Below are 17,380 nucleotides of genomic sequence, written 5' to 3' on the forward strand. Positions count from 1 at the left end.
ACCCTTTTCGCGTCAACGGACTTAGAGCGGAATGTTGCCGTGCTTTTTCCACGGATTTTCCACCTTCTTGTCCCGCAGCATGGCCAGCGAGCGGCAGATCCGGCGACGGGTACCGTGCGGCATGATCACGTCGTCGATGAAGCCACGGGCTCCGGCAACGAACGGGTTGGCGAATTTCTGGCGGTATTCTTCGGTGCGCTCGGCGATCTTTTCGGCATCGCCAATGTCGCCACGGAAGATGATTTCCACGGCACCCTTCGGACCCATCACCGCGATTTCGGCGGTCGGCCAGGCAAAGTTGACGTCGCCACGCAGATGCTTGGAGGCCATAACGTCATAGGCACCGCCATAGGCCTTGCGGGTGATGACCGTCACCTTCGGCACGGTGCATTCGGCATAGGCGAACAGCAGCTTGGCGCCGTGCTTGATGATCCCGCCGTATTCCTGGGTGGTGCCCGGCAGGAAGCCCGGAACGTCGACAAAGGTCACGATCGGAATGTTGAAGCAGTCGCAGAACTGCACAAAGCGGGCGGCCTTGCGCGAGCTGTCGATGTCGAGGCAGCCAGCCAGCACCATCGGCTGGTTGGCGACGATCCCGACGGTCGAGCCTTCCATGCGGGCAAAGCCGATCAGGATGTTCTTGGCATAGTCGGGCTGGACTTCATAGAAGTCGCCTTCATCGACCACCTTCAGGATCAACTCCTTCATGTCATAGGGCATGTTGGGGTTGCTGGGGATCAGGGTGTCGAGCGAATAATCCTGACGATCAGCCGAATCGGCGGTCGGGCGGACCGGCGGCTTTTCGCGGTTGTTGGCAGGCAGGAAGTCCATCAGGCGGCGGATCTGCTGGATCGCGTCCACGTCGTTCTCAAAGGCGAGATCGGCCACGCCGGACTTGCTGGCGTGGGTCATCGCGCCGCCCAGTTCTTCGGCGGTGACGACTTCGTGGGTGACGGTTTTCACCACGTCCGGGCCGGTCACGAACATGTACGAGCTGTCTTTGACCATCGCGATGAAGTCGGTCATCGCGGGCGAGTACACCGCGCCACCGGCGCAGGGGCCCATGATTACCGAAATCTGCGGGATGACGCCCGAGGCTTCGACGTTCTTCTGGAACACATCGGCGTACCCTGCCAGCGAGTCCACGCCTTCCTGAATGCGCGCGCCGCCCGAATCGTTCAGGCCGATCACCGGAGCCCCGACCTTCATGGCCTGGTCCATGATCTTGCACAGCTTTTCAGCGTGGGTTTCGGACAGCGAGCCGCCGAACACCGTGAAGTCCTGGCTGAACACGAACACCAGACGACCGTTGATGGTGCCATAGCCGGTCACCACCCCGTCACCGGGGGTCTTGTTGTCAGCCATGCCAAAATCGGTGCAGCGGTGTTCCTTGAACATGTCCCACTCCTCGAAGGAGCCGGCATCAAGCAACAGGTCGATGCGTTCGCGGGCGGTCAGCTTGCCCTTGCTGTGCTGAGCATCGATGCGCTTTTGACCACCACCCAGACGGGCTGCGGCGCGCTTTTCCTCGAGCTGACGGATAATTTCGCTCATTAGTCCCCCAGTAACATCTCTAAGACGCTTCCGGCCCCTCACGGCGGTGAGCCGGTGAGTCCATTCTTTCGGGTGGGATGACGCCTGCCCTCAAGTGGACTTTCGGGGTGATCGAATACCATACTTGCGAGCGTTGTGGGGATAAAAAAGCACGGAAAACACAAGCCTTTTATGCTGCATGTGCGAAAAAGCTGATAAAATAACGAAAATTTCGCCGTTGTCGTTCCCCTGCCTGCGTGATACTCACAGGTCATGTCACAGATCATGAAACTTGCCCTCGAAATGGGGCCGCTTCTGGTGTTCTTCATCAGCAATGCCAAATTCGGCATCCTGACGGGGACGCTGGCGTTCGTCATCGCCACCACCATTGCCTTGCTGGCATCGTGGGTGATTGCCCGCCGGGTGCCGATGATGCCGATGATCTCGGGCGTGTTCGTGCTGGTCTTTGGCGGCCTGACGGTGATCCTTGCCGACGAGATGTTCATCAAGATCAAGCCGACGCTGGTCAACCTGCTGTTTGCAGGTGCGCTGACCTTTGGCTATCTGACCCGCCGCAATTACCTGCAACTGGTGCTCGGCAGTGCCTTTTCGCTGACCGAGCAGGGATGGCGGACGCTGACCGTCCGCTGGGCGGTGTTTTTTGTGGTGCTGGCGGTGCTGAACGAAGTGGTCTGGCGCTCGGTGCCGACCGATAGCTGGGTGGACTTCAAGGTGTTCGGCATTCTGCCGCTGACCATCGTGTTCAGTCTGACGCAAGTGCCGCTGTTGCTGCGCCACGCCGTTCCCGAAAACACCACGCCAGAGGGCGAAGACAAGCCGGACTGATCCTGTTCTGCCGTCTCACCGCTATATGTATGATTGTCGGCACCCATCAGCATAGTGCCACGACGAGCAAGTGGCTCTCCACTTTTTCAGGGCAAGTCCATGAACATCGTACAAGCCAACGGCATTGAGCTGGCCTATGACAGTTTCGGCGACCAAACCAACGAAGCGATCCTGCTGATCGCTGGGCTGGGCACGCAGATGATTCGATGGACGGAGCCGTTCTGCGAAGAACTGGCAGCGTGTGGTTATCGCGTGATCCGTTTCGACAACCGCGATGCTGGCTGTTCGACACATTTCAGCCAATGCTCCCCGCCGGATTTCGGCACGCTGGCCGCAGTGCTGATGGCCGGACAACGACCGGATGTTCCTTATACACTCTACGACATGGCTGCGGACGCAATAAGCTTGCTCGATGCTCTCTCCATTGATCGGACGCATGTCGTCGGTCGGTCAATGGGCGGCATGATCGCGCAGATTATGGCGAGCGAGCATCCCGAGCGGGTGCTATCCCTGACCTCGATCATGTCCAGCACGGGCAATGCCGGGCTTCCGCAAGCTGCGCCCGACATCATGGCGATGATGATGCGCCCCGCACCCGATCCGTTTTCCGATGAAGAGGGGTTTCTGGCGCAGTCCATCGCCTTCGCGCAGCGCATCTCAGGGTCTATGTACCCGCTCGACGGTGAGGCTTACCGTCGCCTTGTGCGGGAAGAAATCCAGCGTGCATACGATCCTGCCGGTACTGGCCGACAAATCGCGGCGATGGCCGTTACTGGCGATCGCCGGTTAAGGCTGGCAACCATCACGGCGCCAGCGCTCGTCGTGCATGGGATGGATGATCCGCTCATTCTTCCGGCCTGCGGCGAGGATACCGCCATTTCGATCCCCAATGCGGACCTCATGATGATCGAAGGTATGGGTCATGATGTGCCGCCGGCGCTTTATCAGACGGTTGCGAAGGCGATTGACCATACGGCTCGGCGAGCCTTAACGATGGACGCTCGTCCCTGAGTGTTCAGCGGACCAATCCCCTCTGCCGCCCCGTTGCCATGACAGCGATCCTCCCTGCACGACGCCCATAGAGCATTTTCAAGTTGACCGTCTCCGGTCAACGGCTCGGAAAATGCGGCACTAAAAGGGGAGGGCATTTTCAAGTTGACCGTCTCCGGTCAACGGCTCGGAAAATGCGGCACTAAAAGGGGAGGGCATTTTCAAGTTGACCGTCTCCGGTCAACGGCTCGGAAAATGCGGCACTAAAAGGGGAGGGCATTTTCAAGTTGACCGTCTCCGGTCAACGGCTCGGAAAATGCGGCCTTAAAAGGGAAGAGCATTTTCAAGTTGACCGTCTCCGGTCAACAGCTCGGAAAATGCGGCCCTAAAAGGGAAGAGCGTTTTCGCTCGGTGTGAAAACGCTCTAATCTCGCGGCTGGGGTGGCTATCGATGACCGGTCGCCATGGGACAAGCGTGAACCTGTGGCTCCGTTCTACCACCGCGACCTTGTCGCCGGGGCCGGTGGAGAGAGGGAGGAACTGTCGGGCACGATTTGAACGTAAATTTAGTGTTGTATATTTTATATTTGACAGTCAATTTTGCGTGTTTCATCATGGCGGAAATGATGAACGAGGTGCCCTGATGCGTTTCCCCCTGCGAGTAGCCCTGATTGTTGCCGCCCTGTTCGGTCCGGTGACCGCCGCGCGCGCCGATGACGCCGCCCCCGAGACGATCCTGAATGCGTCTTACGACATCGCCCGCGAGCTGTTCGAAGCCCTGAACCCGCCGTTCGCCGCCCAATGGCAGAAAAGCTCTGGCAAGCCGCTGGAGATCAAGCAATCCCATGCCGGGTCTTCCAAGCAGGCGCGTGCCATCCTCGAAGGTCTGCCCGCCGACGTGGTGACCTTCAATCAGGTGACCGACATTCAGGCGCTGGTGGACAAGGGCTTTGTTCGTCCGGACTGGCAGCAGGCGTTCCCCAATGCCGCCTCGCCGTACTATTCCCTGCCAGCCTTTGCGGTGCGCAAGGGCAACCCCAAGAACATCCACAACTGGGACGATCTGGCCCGTTCGGATGTCAAGGTGATCATGGCCAACCCCAAGACCTCGGGGAATGGTCGCTATGCCTATCTGGCGGCCTATGCCTTTGCCCGAGACCTGTACAAGGGGGATGACGCCAAGGCGCAGGAGTTCATCGGCAAAGTGGTCAGCAATGTGCCGGTGTTCGACACCGGCGGACGCGGTGCCACCACCACCTTTACCGAGCGCAGCACGGGTGACGTGCTGGTGACCTTTGAATCCGAGGTCAATTCCCTGGTGAAGGAATTCGGTGCCGACAAGTATGAAAAAGTCGTGCCGCCCAGCAGCCTGCTGGCGGAATTCCCGGTGGCGGTGGTGGACAAGGTGGCTGAAAAGCGCGGGTCCAAGGCGATTGTGACCGCCTACCTGAACTACCTGTACGCCCCCGAAGCGCAGGAAATCCTGGCCAGTTTTGCCTATCGTGTCCGCAACACCGACATTGCGGCCAGGCACGCTGCGGACTTCCCGCCGGTCAAGCTTTATACCATCGACAGCTTTGGCGGTTGGGAGCAAGCCCAGAAAGTTCACTTCGCCAGTGGCGGAACCTTTGATCAGGTGTTCGAGAAAAAGTGAGTGTTCCTGCCGATATCGGGCAACGTCGGGCGGCGCCGTTCCTGAACTGGAAACGGCGCCGCAGCGTCTTGCCGGGGTTCTCCCTCACCATGGGGATCACCCTGTTCTATCTGGGGCTGATTGTCCTGCTGCCGCTGGGGGTGATGCTGACGCGGGCCGCCGGGCTGGGGCTGGACGAGTTCCTGCGCGCCGCCTTTAACCCGCGCGCGCTGGCGACCTACAAGGTCACCCTGCTGTCTGCCGCCGAAGCCACCGCCTTCAATGCCTGCGCCGGGCTGTTGTTTGCCTGGGTGCTGGCCCGCTATGACTTCCCCGGTCGGCGGGTGATGGATGCGATCATTGATCTGCCGTTCGCCATGCCAACGGCGGTTGCCGGTCTGGCACTCAGCACCGCCTTTGCCCACAACGGCTGGCTGGGGCAGTATCTCGATCCGCTGGGGATCAAGATCGCCCACGCCCAGCCGGGGATCGCCATTGCGATGGCCTTTACCAGCCTGCCGTTCGTCGTCCGCAGCATTCAGCCGGTGCTGGAAGACATGGACAGCGATGTCGAGGAAGCCGGGCGGACGCTGGGGGCCACCGAAGGCCAGATTTTCCGCCGTATCCTGTTGCCGACCATCCTGCCTGCGGTGCTGGCCGGGGCTTCGCTGGCCTTTGCCCGCAGTCTGGGGGAGTTTGGGGCGATCATCTTCATCGCGGGCAATCGTCCCTTTGATACGGAAATCTCCGCCCTGCTGATTTTCATCCGCCTCGAAGAATATGAATTCGGTGCGGCCACTGCCATTGCCACTACCGTTCTGCTGGCGGCCTTTGCGCTGATGCTGCTGACCAATCTGGTGCAGTCGTGGCACCAGCGTTACCTGCGCCGGGGGTAGGATTTGATGCTTCCCACCATGATCACTCCGCACAAACCGCATCCCCAGCACCGTGGCTGGCGGCAACGCCTGTTGATCGGGGCTGCCGTCCTGCTGGCCGGGCTGTTCCTGCTGGTTCCCATCATCGTTATTTTCCAGCAGGCGTTTGCCAAGGGCTGGGCGGGCTGGTGGCACGCGGTCAGTCAGCCGGAAACGCTGTATGCCGTCGGCCTCAGTCTGGTGGTGGTGGCGATTGTTGCCCCGATCAATGCTGTTTACGGGCTGGCGGTGGCGTGGCTGATCACCCGCTTCCGCTTTACCGGGCGCCGGGTTCTGGTGGCTCTGGTCGAGGTGCCGTTTTCGGTCTCGCCGATCGTGGCCGGGGTGGCCTATCTGATGGTCTATGGCAGCAACGGCCTGTTCGGCCCGTGGCTGGAGGCGATGGACCTGAAGGTGATGTTCGCCGTTCCCGGCATCGTGCTGGCCACCCTGTTCGTCACTAGTCCGTTCATCGCCCGCGAGTTGTTGCCGTTGATGGAGCTGCAAGGGATTGATCAGGAAGAAGCCTCGCTGTCACTGGGGGCCAGTGGCCTGAAGACCTTTGTGCGGGTGACGCTACCGAACATCAAGTGGGCCCTGTATTACGGCATCATCCTGTGCGTTGCCCGCAGTCTGGGCGAGTTTGGCGCGGTGTCGGTGGTGTCGGGGCAGATTCGCGGCGAAACCAACACCCTACCGCTGCAAATCGACCTGCTGTATCACGACTATGACAGCTCGGGGGCCTTTGCGGCCGCATCCATCCTGACCCTGCTGGCACTGATCAGTCTGGTGCTGAAGCTGGTGGTTGAAGCGCATTTTGAGCAGACAGCCAAAGAAGACGGCTGATCTGGAGGATTGTGCGAAAACCGGTTCCCGCTTTTCGCACAATCCTCGTTTGTTCGGTCGGTCGCATTGTTTTTGCGAAAACCGCTTCCCACTTTTCGCACAATGCTTGTTTGTTCGGTCGCATTGTTTTTGCGAAAACCGGTTTCCACTTTTTGCACAATGCTCTGAAACTACAGTTTTGCCGCATTTGGCAGGCAGGGTAAGCTCCTGACGACGTTCTTTCTATCAGGAGCTTTATTGATGGCCTCCCCCTCGTCCGATCAGCCGACCGCCGCAGCCCTGTCCCGGCGCAGCCTGCTGGCCCGCGTGGCCGGTGGCGTTGCCCTTGGTGTTACCCTGCCGTCGCTCAGTGCCTGTGCCGAGACGCCTCCGGCTCCGCAGGCCCCGGCGCAGGTCGGCTGGAGCCACAAGCCGCCGATCACCCTGGCCGCCATGGGGCCGGAAGTGCTGGTCAACTATGTCTCGCCGCGCCACGATCCCAACGTTGAACACCTGATGCCGCTGTCGCCGGAACAGGCGATCCGTACCTGGGCGCGCGAGCGTCTGCAGTGCAACGGCTTTGGCACCCGCACCGTGCGGGTGGTGGTTGATGATGCCTCGGTGATCGAGGTGCCGCTGGAAACCAAGGGCGGCCTGAAGGGCTTTTTCACCGACGAGCCGGAAACCCGCTATGACGCCAAGGCGGTGGTGTCGATCCAGCTGGTCGATGACGGAGGCACCGTGCTGACCCAGATCCGGCAGGAAGCCTGGCGCTCGCGTTCGATCAACGAGAAATCCTCGATTGCCGAACGGGAACGCGCCTGGTCGGAACTGATCGAGCTGATGATGCAGGACCTTGATGGCGCGATCGAAAGCGGCATCCGCTCGTATTTTGGCGATGCGGTGGTGCGGTAAGTCTGGCGACGAATAGCAAGGATGCGGAGCGTTGCTCCGCATCTCGTCGAGGCCGGAGTGTTGGCCTCACGCAAGGGCAGACAACCGTCTGCCCTTTTTTTATGTCCTGCCACTCATGGCTGTGTAATATTTTTAGTTGTATTTTTATGAAATATTTCTCATATGTTTTATTCATGTCGTATGCTGTACAACCACACCACATGGGACATGAAGGGGCGAGCCATAAATGAAGCGTTTCCTGGGATCTTTTGCAGCCATCGCAGCCAGCTTTTCCGCAACGGCTCAGGCAGCCATCGCGCCGGAGGAAAAGGCCGCGCCGGTTGAAACCGCAGCCCTTAGCGGCCCTGCGTCAGCGGTGGAGCACATCTTTCAGGTTCCCGATGGCAAAGGTGATTTGATGGATTTTGTCCTGCGGCCATCCGGGAATGACGGCATGCTCTTTGCGTCGCACCGGAGCCATGCCTCGCATGTCTCACATGGTTCGCATTCATCGCATTACAGCAGCCGGTAAGGGTGCAGAGATGGCCGAAGGCAATGGCCTGAGCGTTACCCTGGATGCGCAGGTCTATGACCTGTGGGCTGTCCATCAGGCCGCCTACCGGCTGAGTGACCGGCTTGCCATTCAGGTGGCCATCGAAGGCAGCACCATTCAGTGCACGTTGTACCCAGTCACCGAGGGTACAAACAGCGACAGTCTGTTGGTCGCACGGGCAGACTTTCTGCGTGAAGTCACCGATCAGATGCTCCGTGCACGCATCCGGGAGGTCACGGAGCCTGTGCGGAACCTCATTCTGGCCTATACGTTTTCCCGTAGTGGCTTGCAGAAATGACCCGGTTTCTGCCTGCTGAGGACTATTTACCATCCGGAAGATACGAACTTCTGCCGTTTCGTTTTGAACGGCTTGATGACGAGCGGGTTTTGCTCAGCAATATGGCCGGAGAGGCCTTGACGGTTTCTTCGGCCGATCTGACGACACTGGTGAATGGCGATCTCGATCGTTCTGGCGCACTGTTTTCCAGACTGCGCGCCAATCACTTTCTGCGCCAGCCAGAGGATCGGGCGGCTCTGGAGCTATTGGCCCTGAAACTGCGCACGCGCTATGCGCGGCTGCGGGATTTCACCAGCCTGCACCTGTTCGTGGTCACCCTGCGCTGTGATCACGCCTGCCGCTATTGTCAGGTTTCCCGCCAGTCGGCTGACCGCGCCAGTTTTGACATGAGCCGCGAAACGGCGGACCGTGCGATTGACCTGCTCTTTCGTTCGCCCAATCAGGCCTTGAAGGTCGAGTTTCAGGGCGGCGAGCCGCTTTTGAATTTTGATCTGATCCGCTATGTGGTTCTCTCGATAACAGAGCGGAACAGGCAGCATAAACGCGATATCCAGTTTGTCATTACCACGACTTTGTCGCTGATCAGTGACGATACCCTGGCCTTTTGCCGCGAACACCGGATCTTTCTGTCGGCGTCTCTGGACGGGCCGGAGGATCTGCACAATGCCAATCGTCCACGTCCGGGCGCAGACAGCCATGCGCGTTTTGTCGCGGGTCTGGAAAAGGCACGGGACGTGCTTGGCCCCGAGGCCGTCTCGGCGTTGATGACCACCACGGCGGCCAGCCTGCAGCGCGGGCCCGGGATTGTTGACGAATATCTCAGGCTGGGCTTCCACGGCATTTTCCTGCGACATCTCTCGCCCTATGGCTTTGCCCTGAAAACCCAAAGCTATCAAGGCTATGACACTGCGCGTTGGCTGGAGTTTTACGAAGAAACGTTGACGTACATCATCGACCTGAACCGGTCCGGGGTCCGTTTTACCGAACAGCATGCCGCCATCATTCTGCGCAAGATGTTCAGCTGTCATGATCCCGGCTATGTCGATCTGATGAACCCGTCGGGGGCTGGTATTGCGGCCATCGTTTTCAATTACGATGGGGGCGTGTTCGCCAGTGATGAAAGCCGCATGCTGATGGAAATGGGGGATGACACCTTCCGCCTTGGCTCGGTGCACGAGCATGGTTATGACGAGATATTTTCTGCTCCGGCATTGCTCTCTGCCCTTGAGGACAGTTTTACCTTGTCGGCCCCGATGTGCGCTGATTGCGCCTGTGAGCCGTGGTGTGGTGCAGACCCCGTCTATCACCACGCCCGCCATGGCGACCCCTTGGGGCGCAAGGCAGAGTCGGGCTTTTGCCAGCGGATGAAGGGCATGACGCGCATTTTCGTCAAGGCGATGGAAGACCCCTTTGTTGCGGCTCTTTTTCGTCGATGGGCCCTCTCATGCTAACCCTGAACGGCAAAGCGCTGGCATGGGGCGGTTCAGCCGAACGGACCCTGTGGAAACTGACCAGCAATCCGGCCCTGCCTGTTGTGCTGCGTGAGAAAATGGCGTTCCTGCAGCGGGGCAACGGGCCGCTGCCGCAAGGCTTTGGGGCGTACATTCTCCCGCCGGAACAGCAGGGCATTCCCCCTTGCGCACACTGGTTGCATCTTCCTCCCGACTTTGCCTATCTGGCAGAGGGCGACATCATTTCTGTGAATGCCGGGCGGATCCGCACGCTTTGGCGGCAGAATTCACCGCACAATGCCGTCTTGCTCACCGAGCGTTGCGACAACAACTGCGTGATGTGTTCCCAGCCGCCAAAGAATATCGAGGACCATTGGCTCGTGGCCGAAGCGATGGATTTGGTGCGCATGATACCGCCGTCGGCCCCGGTGCTGGGGTTCACGGGCGGGGAACCAGCCTTGCTGGGGCAGCGGCTGATTGATCTGTTGGCCTTGACCCGGGCGAGGTTGCCGACCACGGCGGTACACCTTCTCAGCAATGGCAGAGGTTTTGCCGACCCCGCCTTTTCTGACGCTTATGCTGCGATCCAGCACCCTGATTTGATGGTCGGGATTCCCCTGTATGCTGCTGATCCTGCGCAGCATGACTACATTGTGCAAGCTCGCGGGGCCTTTGACCAAACCGTGCGGGGTATTCTGGCTCTGAAAGAGCGGGGGCAGCGCGTCGAAGTGCGTGTCGTCCTGCACCGTCAAACCATAGAGGGCCTGCCGGCGCTGGCACAGTTCATCGCACGCAACCTGCAATTCATTGATCAGGTGGCTCTGATGGGGTTGGAGGTCACAGGCTTTGCCCGTGCCAATCTTGATCAGGTCTGGATTGATCCGGCAGACTATAGGCCCACTCTGGAAAACGCTGTTGCCCTCCTGCGGGATTACCAGGTTCCAGTGCGCATTTACAACCACCCACTGTGCTTGCTGGGCGAGATGGCGGCGCAATATTCGGTAAAGTCGATTTCTGACTGGAAAAATGAATATGTGGCCGAATGTGCGGCCTGCACACGGCGGCAGGATTGCGGAGGCTTTTTCTCCTCCGGGGCGCGCTATCGCTATAGTCCTTCCTTGCGCCCCTTTTTGTAAGCGGTTTGCTCCCCTGATCTGGTTTGTCACAGGTATGGCTCACTGAGATAGTGCCAAATCAGTGATAAGTTGGTATCCTTGAAAAAAGAAGGGGAATTCCATTCGAGTATCCTCAAGTATGCCGGGCGTGCGTGTGGCTTCCCTTCTTAATAATTAGAATTACATTATTTTAGGGGGTTGTGATGGACATCTTGCTCCAGGTAGCAGTCATCCTGACCTGTCTGTTCTACGGTGCCCGAAAAGGCGGTGTCGCACTCGGCCTGCTTGGTGGCATCGGCATCGTCATCATGGCCTTTGTTTTCGGTCTGGCACCGGGAAAGCCGCCAGTCGATGTGATGTTGACGATCGTGGCGGTGGTCGCTGCCTCGGCGACGCTGCAGGCTTCAGGCGGCCTTGAAGTGATGTTGATCGGCGCTGAAAAGCTGCTGCGGCGCAATCCGAAGTATGTGTCGATCCTTGCGCCTTTCACCACCTGCCTGCTGACCATTCTGTGTGGCACTGGTCACGTGGTCTACACCATGCTGCCAATCATCTATGATGTGGCGATCAAGAACGATATTCGGCCCGAACGTCCGATGGCGGCAGCATCAGTCTCTGCCCAGATGGGCATTCTGGCGAGTCCCGTTTCGGTGGCGGTCGTCTCGCTGGTTGCTTTTCTGGCCAAGGCTCCGATGGGGAATGGTCATGTGATCGACTTTGTTCAGGTCCTGTCGATCACCATTCCGTCAACCCTGACGGGCGTGCTGATGATCGGCATCTTTAGCTGGTTCCGGGGCAAGGATCTCGACAAGGACCCCGAATTCCAGAGCCGTATCGCCGACCCGGTTCAGCGCGAAGCCATCTATGGCACTGCGGCGACCCTGATGGACAAAAGCCTGCACCGTGATCAATGGATTGCGATGTGGATCTTCCTTGGTGCCATCGCGGTGGTGGCGCTGCTTGGTGCCTTTCCATCCCTGCGTCCGGCCTTTGACGGCAAGCCGATGTCGATGGTCCTGACGATCCAGATGTTCATGCTGCTGGCTGGTTCGCTGATCACCATCCTGACCAAAACCGATCCGTCAACGATCGGAAAGTCAGAGGTGTTTCGCGCTGGCATGATCGCGGTGGTCGCTGTCTTTGGCATCGCCTGGATGGCTGATACGGTGTTCGAAGCCCACCTGCCCGAACTCAAGGCCATTCTGACCGAATTCGTCAAGGCTCATCCGTGGGCTTACGCCGTGGTGCTGCTGATGGTTTCCAAACTGGTCAACTCGCAGGCCGCAGCCATCACCGCGATGGTGCCGGTCGGTTTGGCCATTGGGGTACCACCGGGCTATATCCTTGCCTATGCTGCTGCGTCCTATGGCTATTACATCCTGCCGACCTATCCCAGTGATCTGGCGGCGATCCAGTTCGACCGTTCTGGCACGACCCATATCGGCAAGTACGTGATCAACCACAGCTTCATCCTGCCGGGCCTGATTGGCGTTGCGACCTCGTGCCTGATCGGTATGGTGCTGGCGAAGATGACTGGTCTGATTTAACCGCCGGACGTGACGGTTGTGTCACAGGGGCGGGCTGCCGCTCAAACAAAAGTAACGGGGGCCGGGGCCTCAAGGCCCCGGCGAGGTGTGGAGCAGTGCTCCACATCCCTGTTTCCTGCCTGTCGTATCAGCTATGCAGATGCCCCAGCTCGGCGGGGGTAAAGACGTACTCGGTCGAGCAGAACTGGCACTGCACACTGATGGTGCCATCGTCCTGCACCATGTCGGCGCGGTCTTCGGCGGCAAAGTTGCGCAGGGTGGTTTCCACCCGCTCGCGCGAGCAGCGGCAACCGAAGTGCAGGCCGCGCTGTTCGCTGGCAACGGTCAGCTCTTCCTGATGGAACAGGCGGTACAACAGCTCGCCATCGGCCAGTTCCGGGTTCAGCAATTCGGCATTGGTCAGGCTGCCCAGCAGAACCACCGCCGTCCGCCACAGCTCGTCCAGTTCTTCGTCGGTGCGGTGCTCGTCCGGGGTGCGCGGCATCCGTTGCAGCATCACCGCGCCAGCACGCCAGGCGGTATCACTGCCTGCCTGCGGAGCCGTAGTGACCTTGACGGCAGTCTCCAGCTGTTCCGACTGGCGGAAATAGCGGTGGATGCACTCGGACAAGGTGGCGTCTTCCATCGGTACAATGCCCTGATAGCGGTTGTTCGCCCCGGCCATGGTGCCCGCCAGATCGACGGTGAACACCAGCGTCCCGGCCCCCAGCAAATGCTGCAGGCTGGCTTCGGACATGCCCGAGCGGGCGTCCTGATGGCTGCTGCGATGCTCCAGCGCCGCCACCGCGTCGGCGTCAAAGCTGGCATAGGCGCGCAGATCGCCGTCCGAGGTCACGTCGGCCACCAGCATCCGCACCGGGCCATCGCCCTGCGCCTGCAGGGTGAACACGCCATCGAACTTCATCGCAAAGGCCAGCACCACTGCCAGGGTGGCGGTTTCGGCCACCAGCCGCGCCACCGGTGCCGGGTAGGCGTGACGGTCGAGAATCTCGGCCAGCGCCCGGTCAAGGCGGACCAGACGACCGCGCACCGTTCCGTTGTGCAACAGGAAGGTCAGGCACTGGTCTGACAGCAGGGAAACGGCGGCGGAGGTGTCGGAAGAGGCCATGGTGCGTGTCTTTATTCCGAAGCAAACCCGGAAGGCTTTGCGTGTGAAACGGGGGGAAGCCTGTCGATGATCACGGAACAGGCACAGAGTGGGGGAGATAGGCTGTTCCCGGTAAAAAATCAAGCCAGCAACGGAACGCTGCTGGCTTGAGACGGGCGATGGGATGGCGGAACACTCAGGCCAGTGTGCGTTAAATCTGATTCCACAGTACACAACAGTCCGTGCAAGAGAATGGGCTACCGCCCATACCCGTTTGGAGGCGATGCCCCCAAACCCCCACTTTTCCTTTGAATATCGAATTAATGGGGTCTGGGGCCTACTGGCCCCAGCGAGGTTTGGAGCAGCGCTCCATGATCCTGTTTTCTGTTTGTCGTGTACTGTGATCCGACGCAGGCACGCTGGTCTAGACGGCGTTCAGGCACCAGGCCAGAATCCCCTTCTGCACATGCAGACGGTTTTCGGCTTCGTCCCACACCACTGAATGCGGCCCGTCGATCACTTCGTTGACCACTTCCTCGCCACGGTGGGCGGGCAGGCAGTGCATGAACAGCGAGTCCGGGTTGGTCAGCGCCATCAGGCTTTCGTTGACCTGATAGGGGCGGAGCTGGGCGTGGCGGTCGCCTTCTTCAAAGCCCATCGACACCCAGCAATCGGTCACCACGCAATCGGCGCCCTTGGCCAGGTCTTGTGCGTTGTCGCCGAGAACGATGGTCGCGCCTTGCGCCCGTGCCCATTCGACGACAGCGGCGCTGGGCTGCAGGTCGGCGGGGGAGGCAATGCGCATTTCAAAGCCGAACAGGGCGGCGGCCTGAATCCACGAATGGCAGACGTTGTTGCCATCACCGGACCACAGGACGGTCTTGCCAGCGATCGGGCCCCGGTGTTCTTCAAAGGTCATGATGTCGGCCATGATCTGGCACGGATGGGTTTCGTGGGTCAGCCCATTGATCACCGGCACGGTGGCGGCGGCGGCCAGCTCTTCCATCTTGCTGGGGAAGTCGGTGCGGATCATGATCGCATCGACAAAGCGCGACAGGACGCGGGCGGTATCGCCGATGGTTTCCCCATGGCCGAACTGGCATTCGGCGGCGGTCAGCACGATGACGTTGCCGCCCAGCTGGCGCATGCCGACTTCGAACGAGACGCGGGTACGGGTCGAAGGCTTTTCAAAGATCATCGCCAACTGCTTGCCGGGCAGCGGAGCGCCGCCGTTGGCCTTCAAATCCTTGGCAATATCGAGGATGGTCCGCAGCGTGGCGCCGTCGAACCGGTCCAGATCGAGAAAATGACGAATGCTCATTGTATCTACCGTTCTCCCGGCGGGGAAAACGCCTTTCTTGTAGCAAGGCGGCATGGGCTGGCCCGGGGGACGGGCCAGCCTCCCCGTTATGCCGTTCCTTGGGCAATGGCCGCACAGGCGGCATCCAGCGTTTGCAGGGCCAGCGTGATTTCAGCCTCCCCGACGATCAGCGGCGGCAGCAGGCGCACCACGTTGTCACCGGCAGGCACCGTCAACATGCCGCGCTCCATCAGTTCCTTGACCAGCACACCATTGCCGCCGTCGGCAACGGCTTTCAAGCCGATCATCAGGCCCATGCCGCGCACGTCGGAAATCACTGTCGGATAGCGGTTGGCCAGCGCGCGCAGGCCGTCCCACAGGGTGTGGGCGGTGGCATTGACGCCATCGAGGAAGCCAGCTGACAGGACTTCGGTCAGCACCGCTTCGGCGCAGGCCATCGCCAGCGGGTTGCCGCCGTAGGTGGTGCCGTGGGTACCGGCGGCCATGGCGCTGGCGGCCTGCTCGGTGGCCAGAATGGCCCCGACCGGGAAGCCGCCGCCCAGCCCCTTGGCGGTGGTCACAATGTCGGGGGTGATGTCGGCCCACTGGTGGGCATACAGCTTGCCGGTGCGGCCAATGCCGGTCTGCACTTCGTCAAACATCAGCAGCAGGCCGAATTCGTCGGCCATCTGGCGCAGACCGCGCAGATAGTCGGCGCTGGCGGCGGTGATGCCGCCTTCGCCCTGCACCGGTTCGACCAGAATGGCGGCGGTTTCGCCGGTGATGGCGGCGCGGGCTTCGTTCAGGTTGCCGAACGGCACATGGTCAAAGCCCTGCACCATCGGGGCAAAACCGCTCAGGTGCTTGGCCTGACCACCGGCGGCGATGGTCGCCAGCGTCCGGCCATGGAAGGCATTGACGCAGACCATGGTCCGGTAGCGGTCGCTGCCCCGGCTCTGGTGGAACTTGCGCGACATCTTGATCGCGCCTTCGTTGGCCTCGGCCCCCGAGTTGCAGAAGAACACCGTATCGGCAAACGAATTGGCGACCAGCAGTTCGGCAACGCGCTTCTGGCCGGGGATGTGGTACAGGTTCGAGGTATGCCAGACCTTGGCGGCCTGATCCTGCAACGCCTTGACCAGCTTCGGGTGGGCATGACCCAGCGCGGTCACCGCAATCCCCGAGCCAAAGTCGAGGAATCGTCGGCCATCCACCGTGTACAGCCAAGCGCCTTCGCCCCGCTCGAAGGCGAGGTCATACCGAGCATAGGTTGGCATCACAACGGGAATGGTCATCGTTCTCCAACGTCCTTCGCTGTCGAAAAGGGGCGGAGCACGCCTGAGACCTGATAAGACTCCGCCCGGAAAGCCGAGGATTATTGGGGGTGCGTGCGCCCTTGTCAATCAGTGCGGGTAGGGAACGGCGGGTCAGAGGGTGTTTTACCCGATAGTGTGATCAGTTTTTCAGTTTGTAGCCTGACCGGACCAGCAGCCAGCAGGCCACCAGCAGCACCACGTCGGTAATGCCGACCACCGCCAGCCCGGTCAGCGGCAGGGCGTCGGGGTGGGCGATGAAGCCATAGCGGAAGCCGTCGATCATGTAAAAGAACGGGTTGAAGTGGGCAAAGGCCTGAAAATCAGGCGGCAGGCGGTCAAGGGAATAAAAGGTGCCGGACAGGAACGACAGCGGGGTGACGATAAAGTTGGTAAACGCCGCCATGTGGTCGAATTTCTCTGACCACACCCCGGCCAGCACCCCCAGCACCGACAGCATCAGCGATGCGCCGATGGCATGGAACAGGATGTACAGCGGGTGTGCGGCGTGCAGGGGGACAAAGAAAATCATCCCGAGGGCCACGGCAATCCCGACCACCACCCCACGGGTGACGCCCCCCAGCGCATAGGCGACGGTCAGTTCACCGGGGCTGATCGGCGGCATCAGCACGTCCACGATGTTGCCCTGCACCTTGGAGATGATCACCGAAGACGAGGTGTTGGCAAAGGCGTTCTGCACCATGGTCATCATGATCAGGCCGGGGGCGAGAAACTCCAGAAAGCTGACGCCGCCCGCCGTATGGACGGCATCGCCCAGCGACAGGGCAAAAATGGCCAGAAACAGCAGCGAGGTCACCATCGGGGCGGCAATGGTCTGGAGCCAGACTTTGACGAACCGGCGGACTTCCTTAAGATACAGCTCCCACAGGCCGCGCCAGTTGACGGCCCCCATCTGGCGGGGCGGCATCAGCCCGATCGGTTGCGGGGCTGGGGCGGTGGGGGAACGATCCATGATGCACTCATCCTGCTCTGGCAAAGAAACGTAGCGAAAGGTAGGGAGCGGGGGCGCATCTGGCAACCCCACCCTGCTGCCTCCTGACTTTATTCCGCCCCTTGCGAG

Annotated in this window: 16 protein-coding genes and 1 pseudogene; 11 read left to right on the plus strand and 6 right to left on the minus strand. The window is 60.3% G+C overall.

Features of this window, described 5'->3' with window-relative positions; translation table 11 throughout:
* Positions 1–21: 21 nt before the first annotated feature.
* Positions 22–1,554, minus strand: a complete 1,533-nt coding sequence (locus BW995_RS15565; RefSeq protein ID WP_076401352.1) for an acyl-CoA carboxylase subunit beta — start codon at positions 1,552–1,554, stop codon at positions 22–24.
* A 252-nt stretch (positions 1,555–1,806) separates the two neighbouring features.
* On the opposite strand from BW995_RS15565, the gene BW995_RS15570 reads away from it, so the two are divergent.
* Both BW995_RS15570 and BW995_RS15575 read left to right on the plus strand, forming a co-directional pair.
* Positions 1,807–2,379, plus strand: coding sequence for a septation protein A (locus tag BW995_RS15570; RefSeq protein ID WP_076401353.1), 573 nt, complete (start codon positions 1,807–1,809; stop codon positions 2,377–2,379).
* A 99-nt stretch (positions 2,380–2,478) separates the two neighbouring features.
* Positions 2,479–3,390 (plus strand): alpha/beta fold hydrolase, encoded by a 912-nt coding sequence (locus tag BW995_RS15575; protein WP_076401354.1) that lies wholly within the window; start codon positions 2,479–2,481, stop codon positions 3,388–3,390.
* A 405-nt stretch (positions 3,391–3,795) separates the two neighbouring features.
* On the opposite strand, the pseudogene BW995_RS21375 reads toward BW995_RS15575, so the two are convergent.
* Positions 3,796–3,900: pseudogene (locus tag BW995_RS21375) on the minus strand (DUF3363 domain-containing protein); the annotation flags it as partial.
* A 112-nt stretch (positions 3,901–4,012) separates the two neighbouring features.
* Between BW995_RS21375 and cysP the strand changes: the two are divergent.
* From cysP to BW995_RS15620, 9 genes are all read left to right on the plus strand, one after another.
* The gene (gene cysP, locus BW995_RS15580; protein ID WP_076401355.1) at positions 4,013–5,023 is read left to right on the plus strand and encodes a thiosulfate ABC transporter substrate-binding protein CysP; all 1,011 of its coding nucleotides are present in this window, start codon (positions 4,013–4,015) and stop codon (positions 5,021–5,023) included.
* A complete protein-coding gene (gene cysT / locus BW995_RS15585; protein WP_245821503.1) occupies positions 5,020–5,898 on the plus strand; it encodes a sulfate ABC transporter permease subunit CysT in 879 nt (292 codons plus the stop codon). Before cysP ends, cysT begins: the two co-directional genes overlap by 4 nt.
* A gap of 6 nt (positions 5,899–5,904) precedes the next feature.
* Complete coding sequence (gene cysW / locus BW995_RS15590; RefSeq protein ID WP_245821504.1) at positions 5,905–6,762, plus strand: sulfate ABC transporter permease subunit CysW; 858 nt, start codon at positions 5,905–5,907, stop codon at positions 6,760–6,762.
* Positions 6,763–7,002: 240 nt separating this feature from the next.
* The gene (locus BW995_RS15595; protein ID WP_076401356.1) at positions 7,003–7,656 is read left to right on the plus strand and encodes a hypothetical protein; all 654 of its coding nucleotides are present in this window, start codon (positions 7,003–7,005) and stop codon (positions 7,654–7,656) included.
* A 226-nt stretch (positions 7,657–7,882) separates the two neighbouring features.
* Positions 7,883–8,167, plus strand: coding sequence for a His-Xaa-Ser repeat protein HxsA2 (gene hxsA2 / locus BW995_RS21380; protein ID WP_076401357.1), 285 nt, complete (start codon positions 7,883–7,885; stop codon positions 8,165–8,167).
* Positions 8,124–8,486, plus strand: coding sequence for a His-Xaa-Ser system protein HxsD (gene hxsD, locus BW995_RS15605; protein ID WP_175617099.1), 363 nt, complete (start codon positions 8,124–8,126; stop codon positions 8,484–8,486). The genes hxsA2 and hxsD overlap by 44 nt, the downstream gene beginning before the upstream one ends.
* A 101-nt stretch (positions 8,487–8,587) precedes the next feature.
* On the plus strand, positions 8,588–9,937 hold the full coding sequence (hxsB, locus tag BW995_RS15610; protein ID WP_245821505.1) for a His-Xaa-Ser system radical SAM maturase HxsB: 1,350 nt from the start codon (positions 8,588–8,590) through the stop codon (positions 9,935–9,937).
* Positions 9,841–11,073: a His-Xaa-Ser system radical SAM maturase HxsC gene (gene hxsC / locus BW995_RS15615; RefSeq protein ID WP_217696115.1), complete on the plus strand. Its 1,233-nt coding sequence runs from the start codon at positions 9,841–9,843 to the stop codon at positions 11,071–11,073. Before hxsB ends, hxsC begins: the two co-directional genes overlap by 97 nt.
* 182 nt (positions 11,074–11,255) lie before the next feature.
* Positions 11,256–12,599 carry an anaerobic C4-dicarboxylate transporter gene (locus BW995_RS15620; RefSeq protein ID WP_076401361.1) on the plus strand — a complete coding sequence of 448 codons (1,344 nt, stop codon included), beginning with the start codon at positions 11,256–11,258 and terminating at the stop codon, positions 12,597–12,599.
* A 127-nt stretch (positions 12,600–12,726) separates the two neighbouring features.
* On the opposite strand, the gene hslO is transcribed toward BW995_RS15620, so the two are convergent.
* The 4 genes from hslO to BW995_RS15640 form a co-directional block, all read right to left on the minus strand.
* The gene (hslO, locus tag BW995_RS15625; protein WP_076401362.1) at positions 12,727–13,707 is read right to left on the minus strand and encodes an Hsp33 family molecular chaperone HslO; all 981 of its coding nucleotides are present in this window, start codon (positions 13,705–13,707) and stop codon (positions 12,727–12,729) included.
* A gap of 403 nt (positions 13,708–14,110) precedes the next feature.
* The gene (gene argF / locus BW995_RS15630; RefSeq protein WP_076401363.1) at positions 14,111–15,007 is read right to left on the minus strand and encodes an ornithine carbamoyltransferase; all 897 of its coding nucleotides are present in this window, start codon (positions 15,005–15,007) and stop codon (positions 14,111–14,113) included.
* 86 nt (positions 15,008–15,093) lie between these two features.
* Positions 15,094–16,281: an aspartate aminotransferase family protein gene (locus BW995_RS15635; protein WP_076401364.1), complete on the minus strand. Its 1,188-nt coding sequence runs from the start codon at positions 16,279–16,281 to the stop codon at positions 15,094–15,096.
* Between the two features lie 160 nt (positions 16,282–16,441).
* Positions 16,442–17,272, minus strand: a complete 831-nt coding sequence (locus tag BW995_RS15640) for an ABC transporter permease (protein WP_084194908.1) — start codon at positions 17,270–17,272, stop codon at positions 16,442–16,444.
* Positions 17,273–17,380 lie beyond the last annotated feature (108 nt).

It is taken from the genome of Insolitispirillum peregrinum (assembly GCF_900156605.1).
Taxonomy (GTDB): domain Bacteria; phylum Pseudomonadota; class Alphaproteobacteria; order Rhodospirillales; family Rhodospirillaceae; genus Insolitispirillum; species Insolitispirillum peregrinum.

Bases quoted from the DNA above. Each gene is read 5' to 3' on its own strand.
- BW995_RS15565 (WP_076401352.1), bottom strand. From the start codon at position 1,554: ATGAGCGAAATTATCCGTCAGCTCGAGGAAAAGCGCGCCGCAGCCCGT.
- BW995_RS15570 (WP_076401353.1), top strand. From the start codon at position 1,807: ATGTCACAGATCATGAAACTTGCCCTCGAAATGGGGCCGCTTCTGGTG.
- BW995_RS15575 (WP_076401354.1), top strand. From the start codon at position 2,479: ATGAACATCGTACAAGCCAACGGCATTGAGCTGGCCTATGACAGTTTC.
- cysP (WP_076401355.1), top strand. From the start codon at position 4,013: ATGCGTTTCCCCCTGCGAGTAGCCCTGATTGTTGCCGCCCTGTTCGGT.
- cysW (WP_245821504.1), top strand. From the start codon at position 5,905: ATGCTTCCCACCATGATCACTCCGCACAAACCGCATCCCCAGCACCGT.
- BW995_RS15595 (WP_076401356.1), top strand. From the start codon at position 7,003: ATGGCCTCCCCCTCGTCCGATCAGCCGACCGCCGCAGCCCTGTCCCGG.
- hxsA2 (WP_076401357.1), top strand. From the start codon at position 7,883: ATGAAGCGTTTCCTGGGATCTTTTGCAGCCATCGCAGCCAGCTTTTCC.
- hxsD (WP_175617099.1), top strand. From the start codon at position 8,124: ATGTCTCACATGGTTCGCATTCATCGCATTACAGCAGCCGGTAAGGGT.
- hxsB (WP_245821505.1), top strand. From the start codon at position 8,588: ATGGCCGGAGAGGCCTTGACGGTTTCTTCGGCCGATCTGACGACACTG.
- BW995_RS15620 (WP_076401361.1), top strand. From the start codon at position 11,256: ATGGACATCTTGCTCCAGGTAGCAGTCATCCTGACCTGTCTGTTCTAC.
- hslO (WP_076401362.1), bottom strand. From the start codon at position 13,707: ATGGCCTCTTCCGACACCTCCGCCGCCGTTTCCCTGCTGTCAGACCAG.
- argF (WP_076401363.1), bottom strand. From the start codon at position 15,007: ATGAGCATTCGTCATTTTCTCGATCTGGACCGGTTCGACGGCGCCACG.
- BW995_RS15635 (WP_076401364.1), bottom strand. From the start codon at position 16,281: ATGACCATTCCCGTTGTGATGCCAACCTATGCTCGGTATGACCTCGCC.
- BW995_RS15640 (WP_084194908.1), bottom strand. From the start codon at position 17,272: ATGGATCGTTCCCCCACCGCCCCAGCCCCGCAACCGATCGGGCTGATG.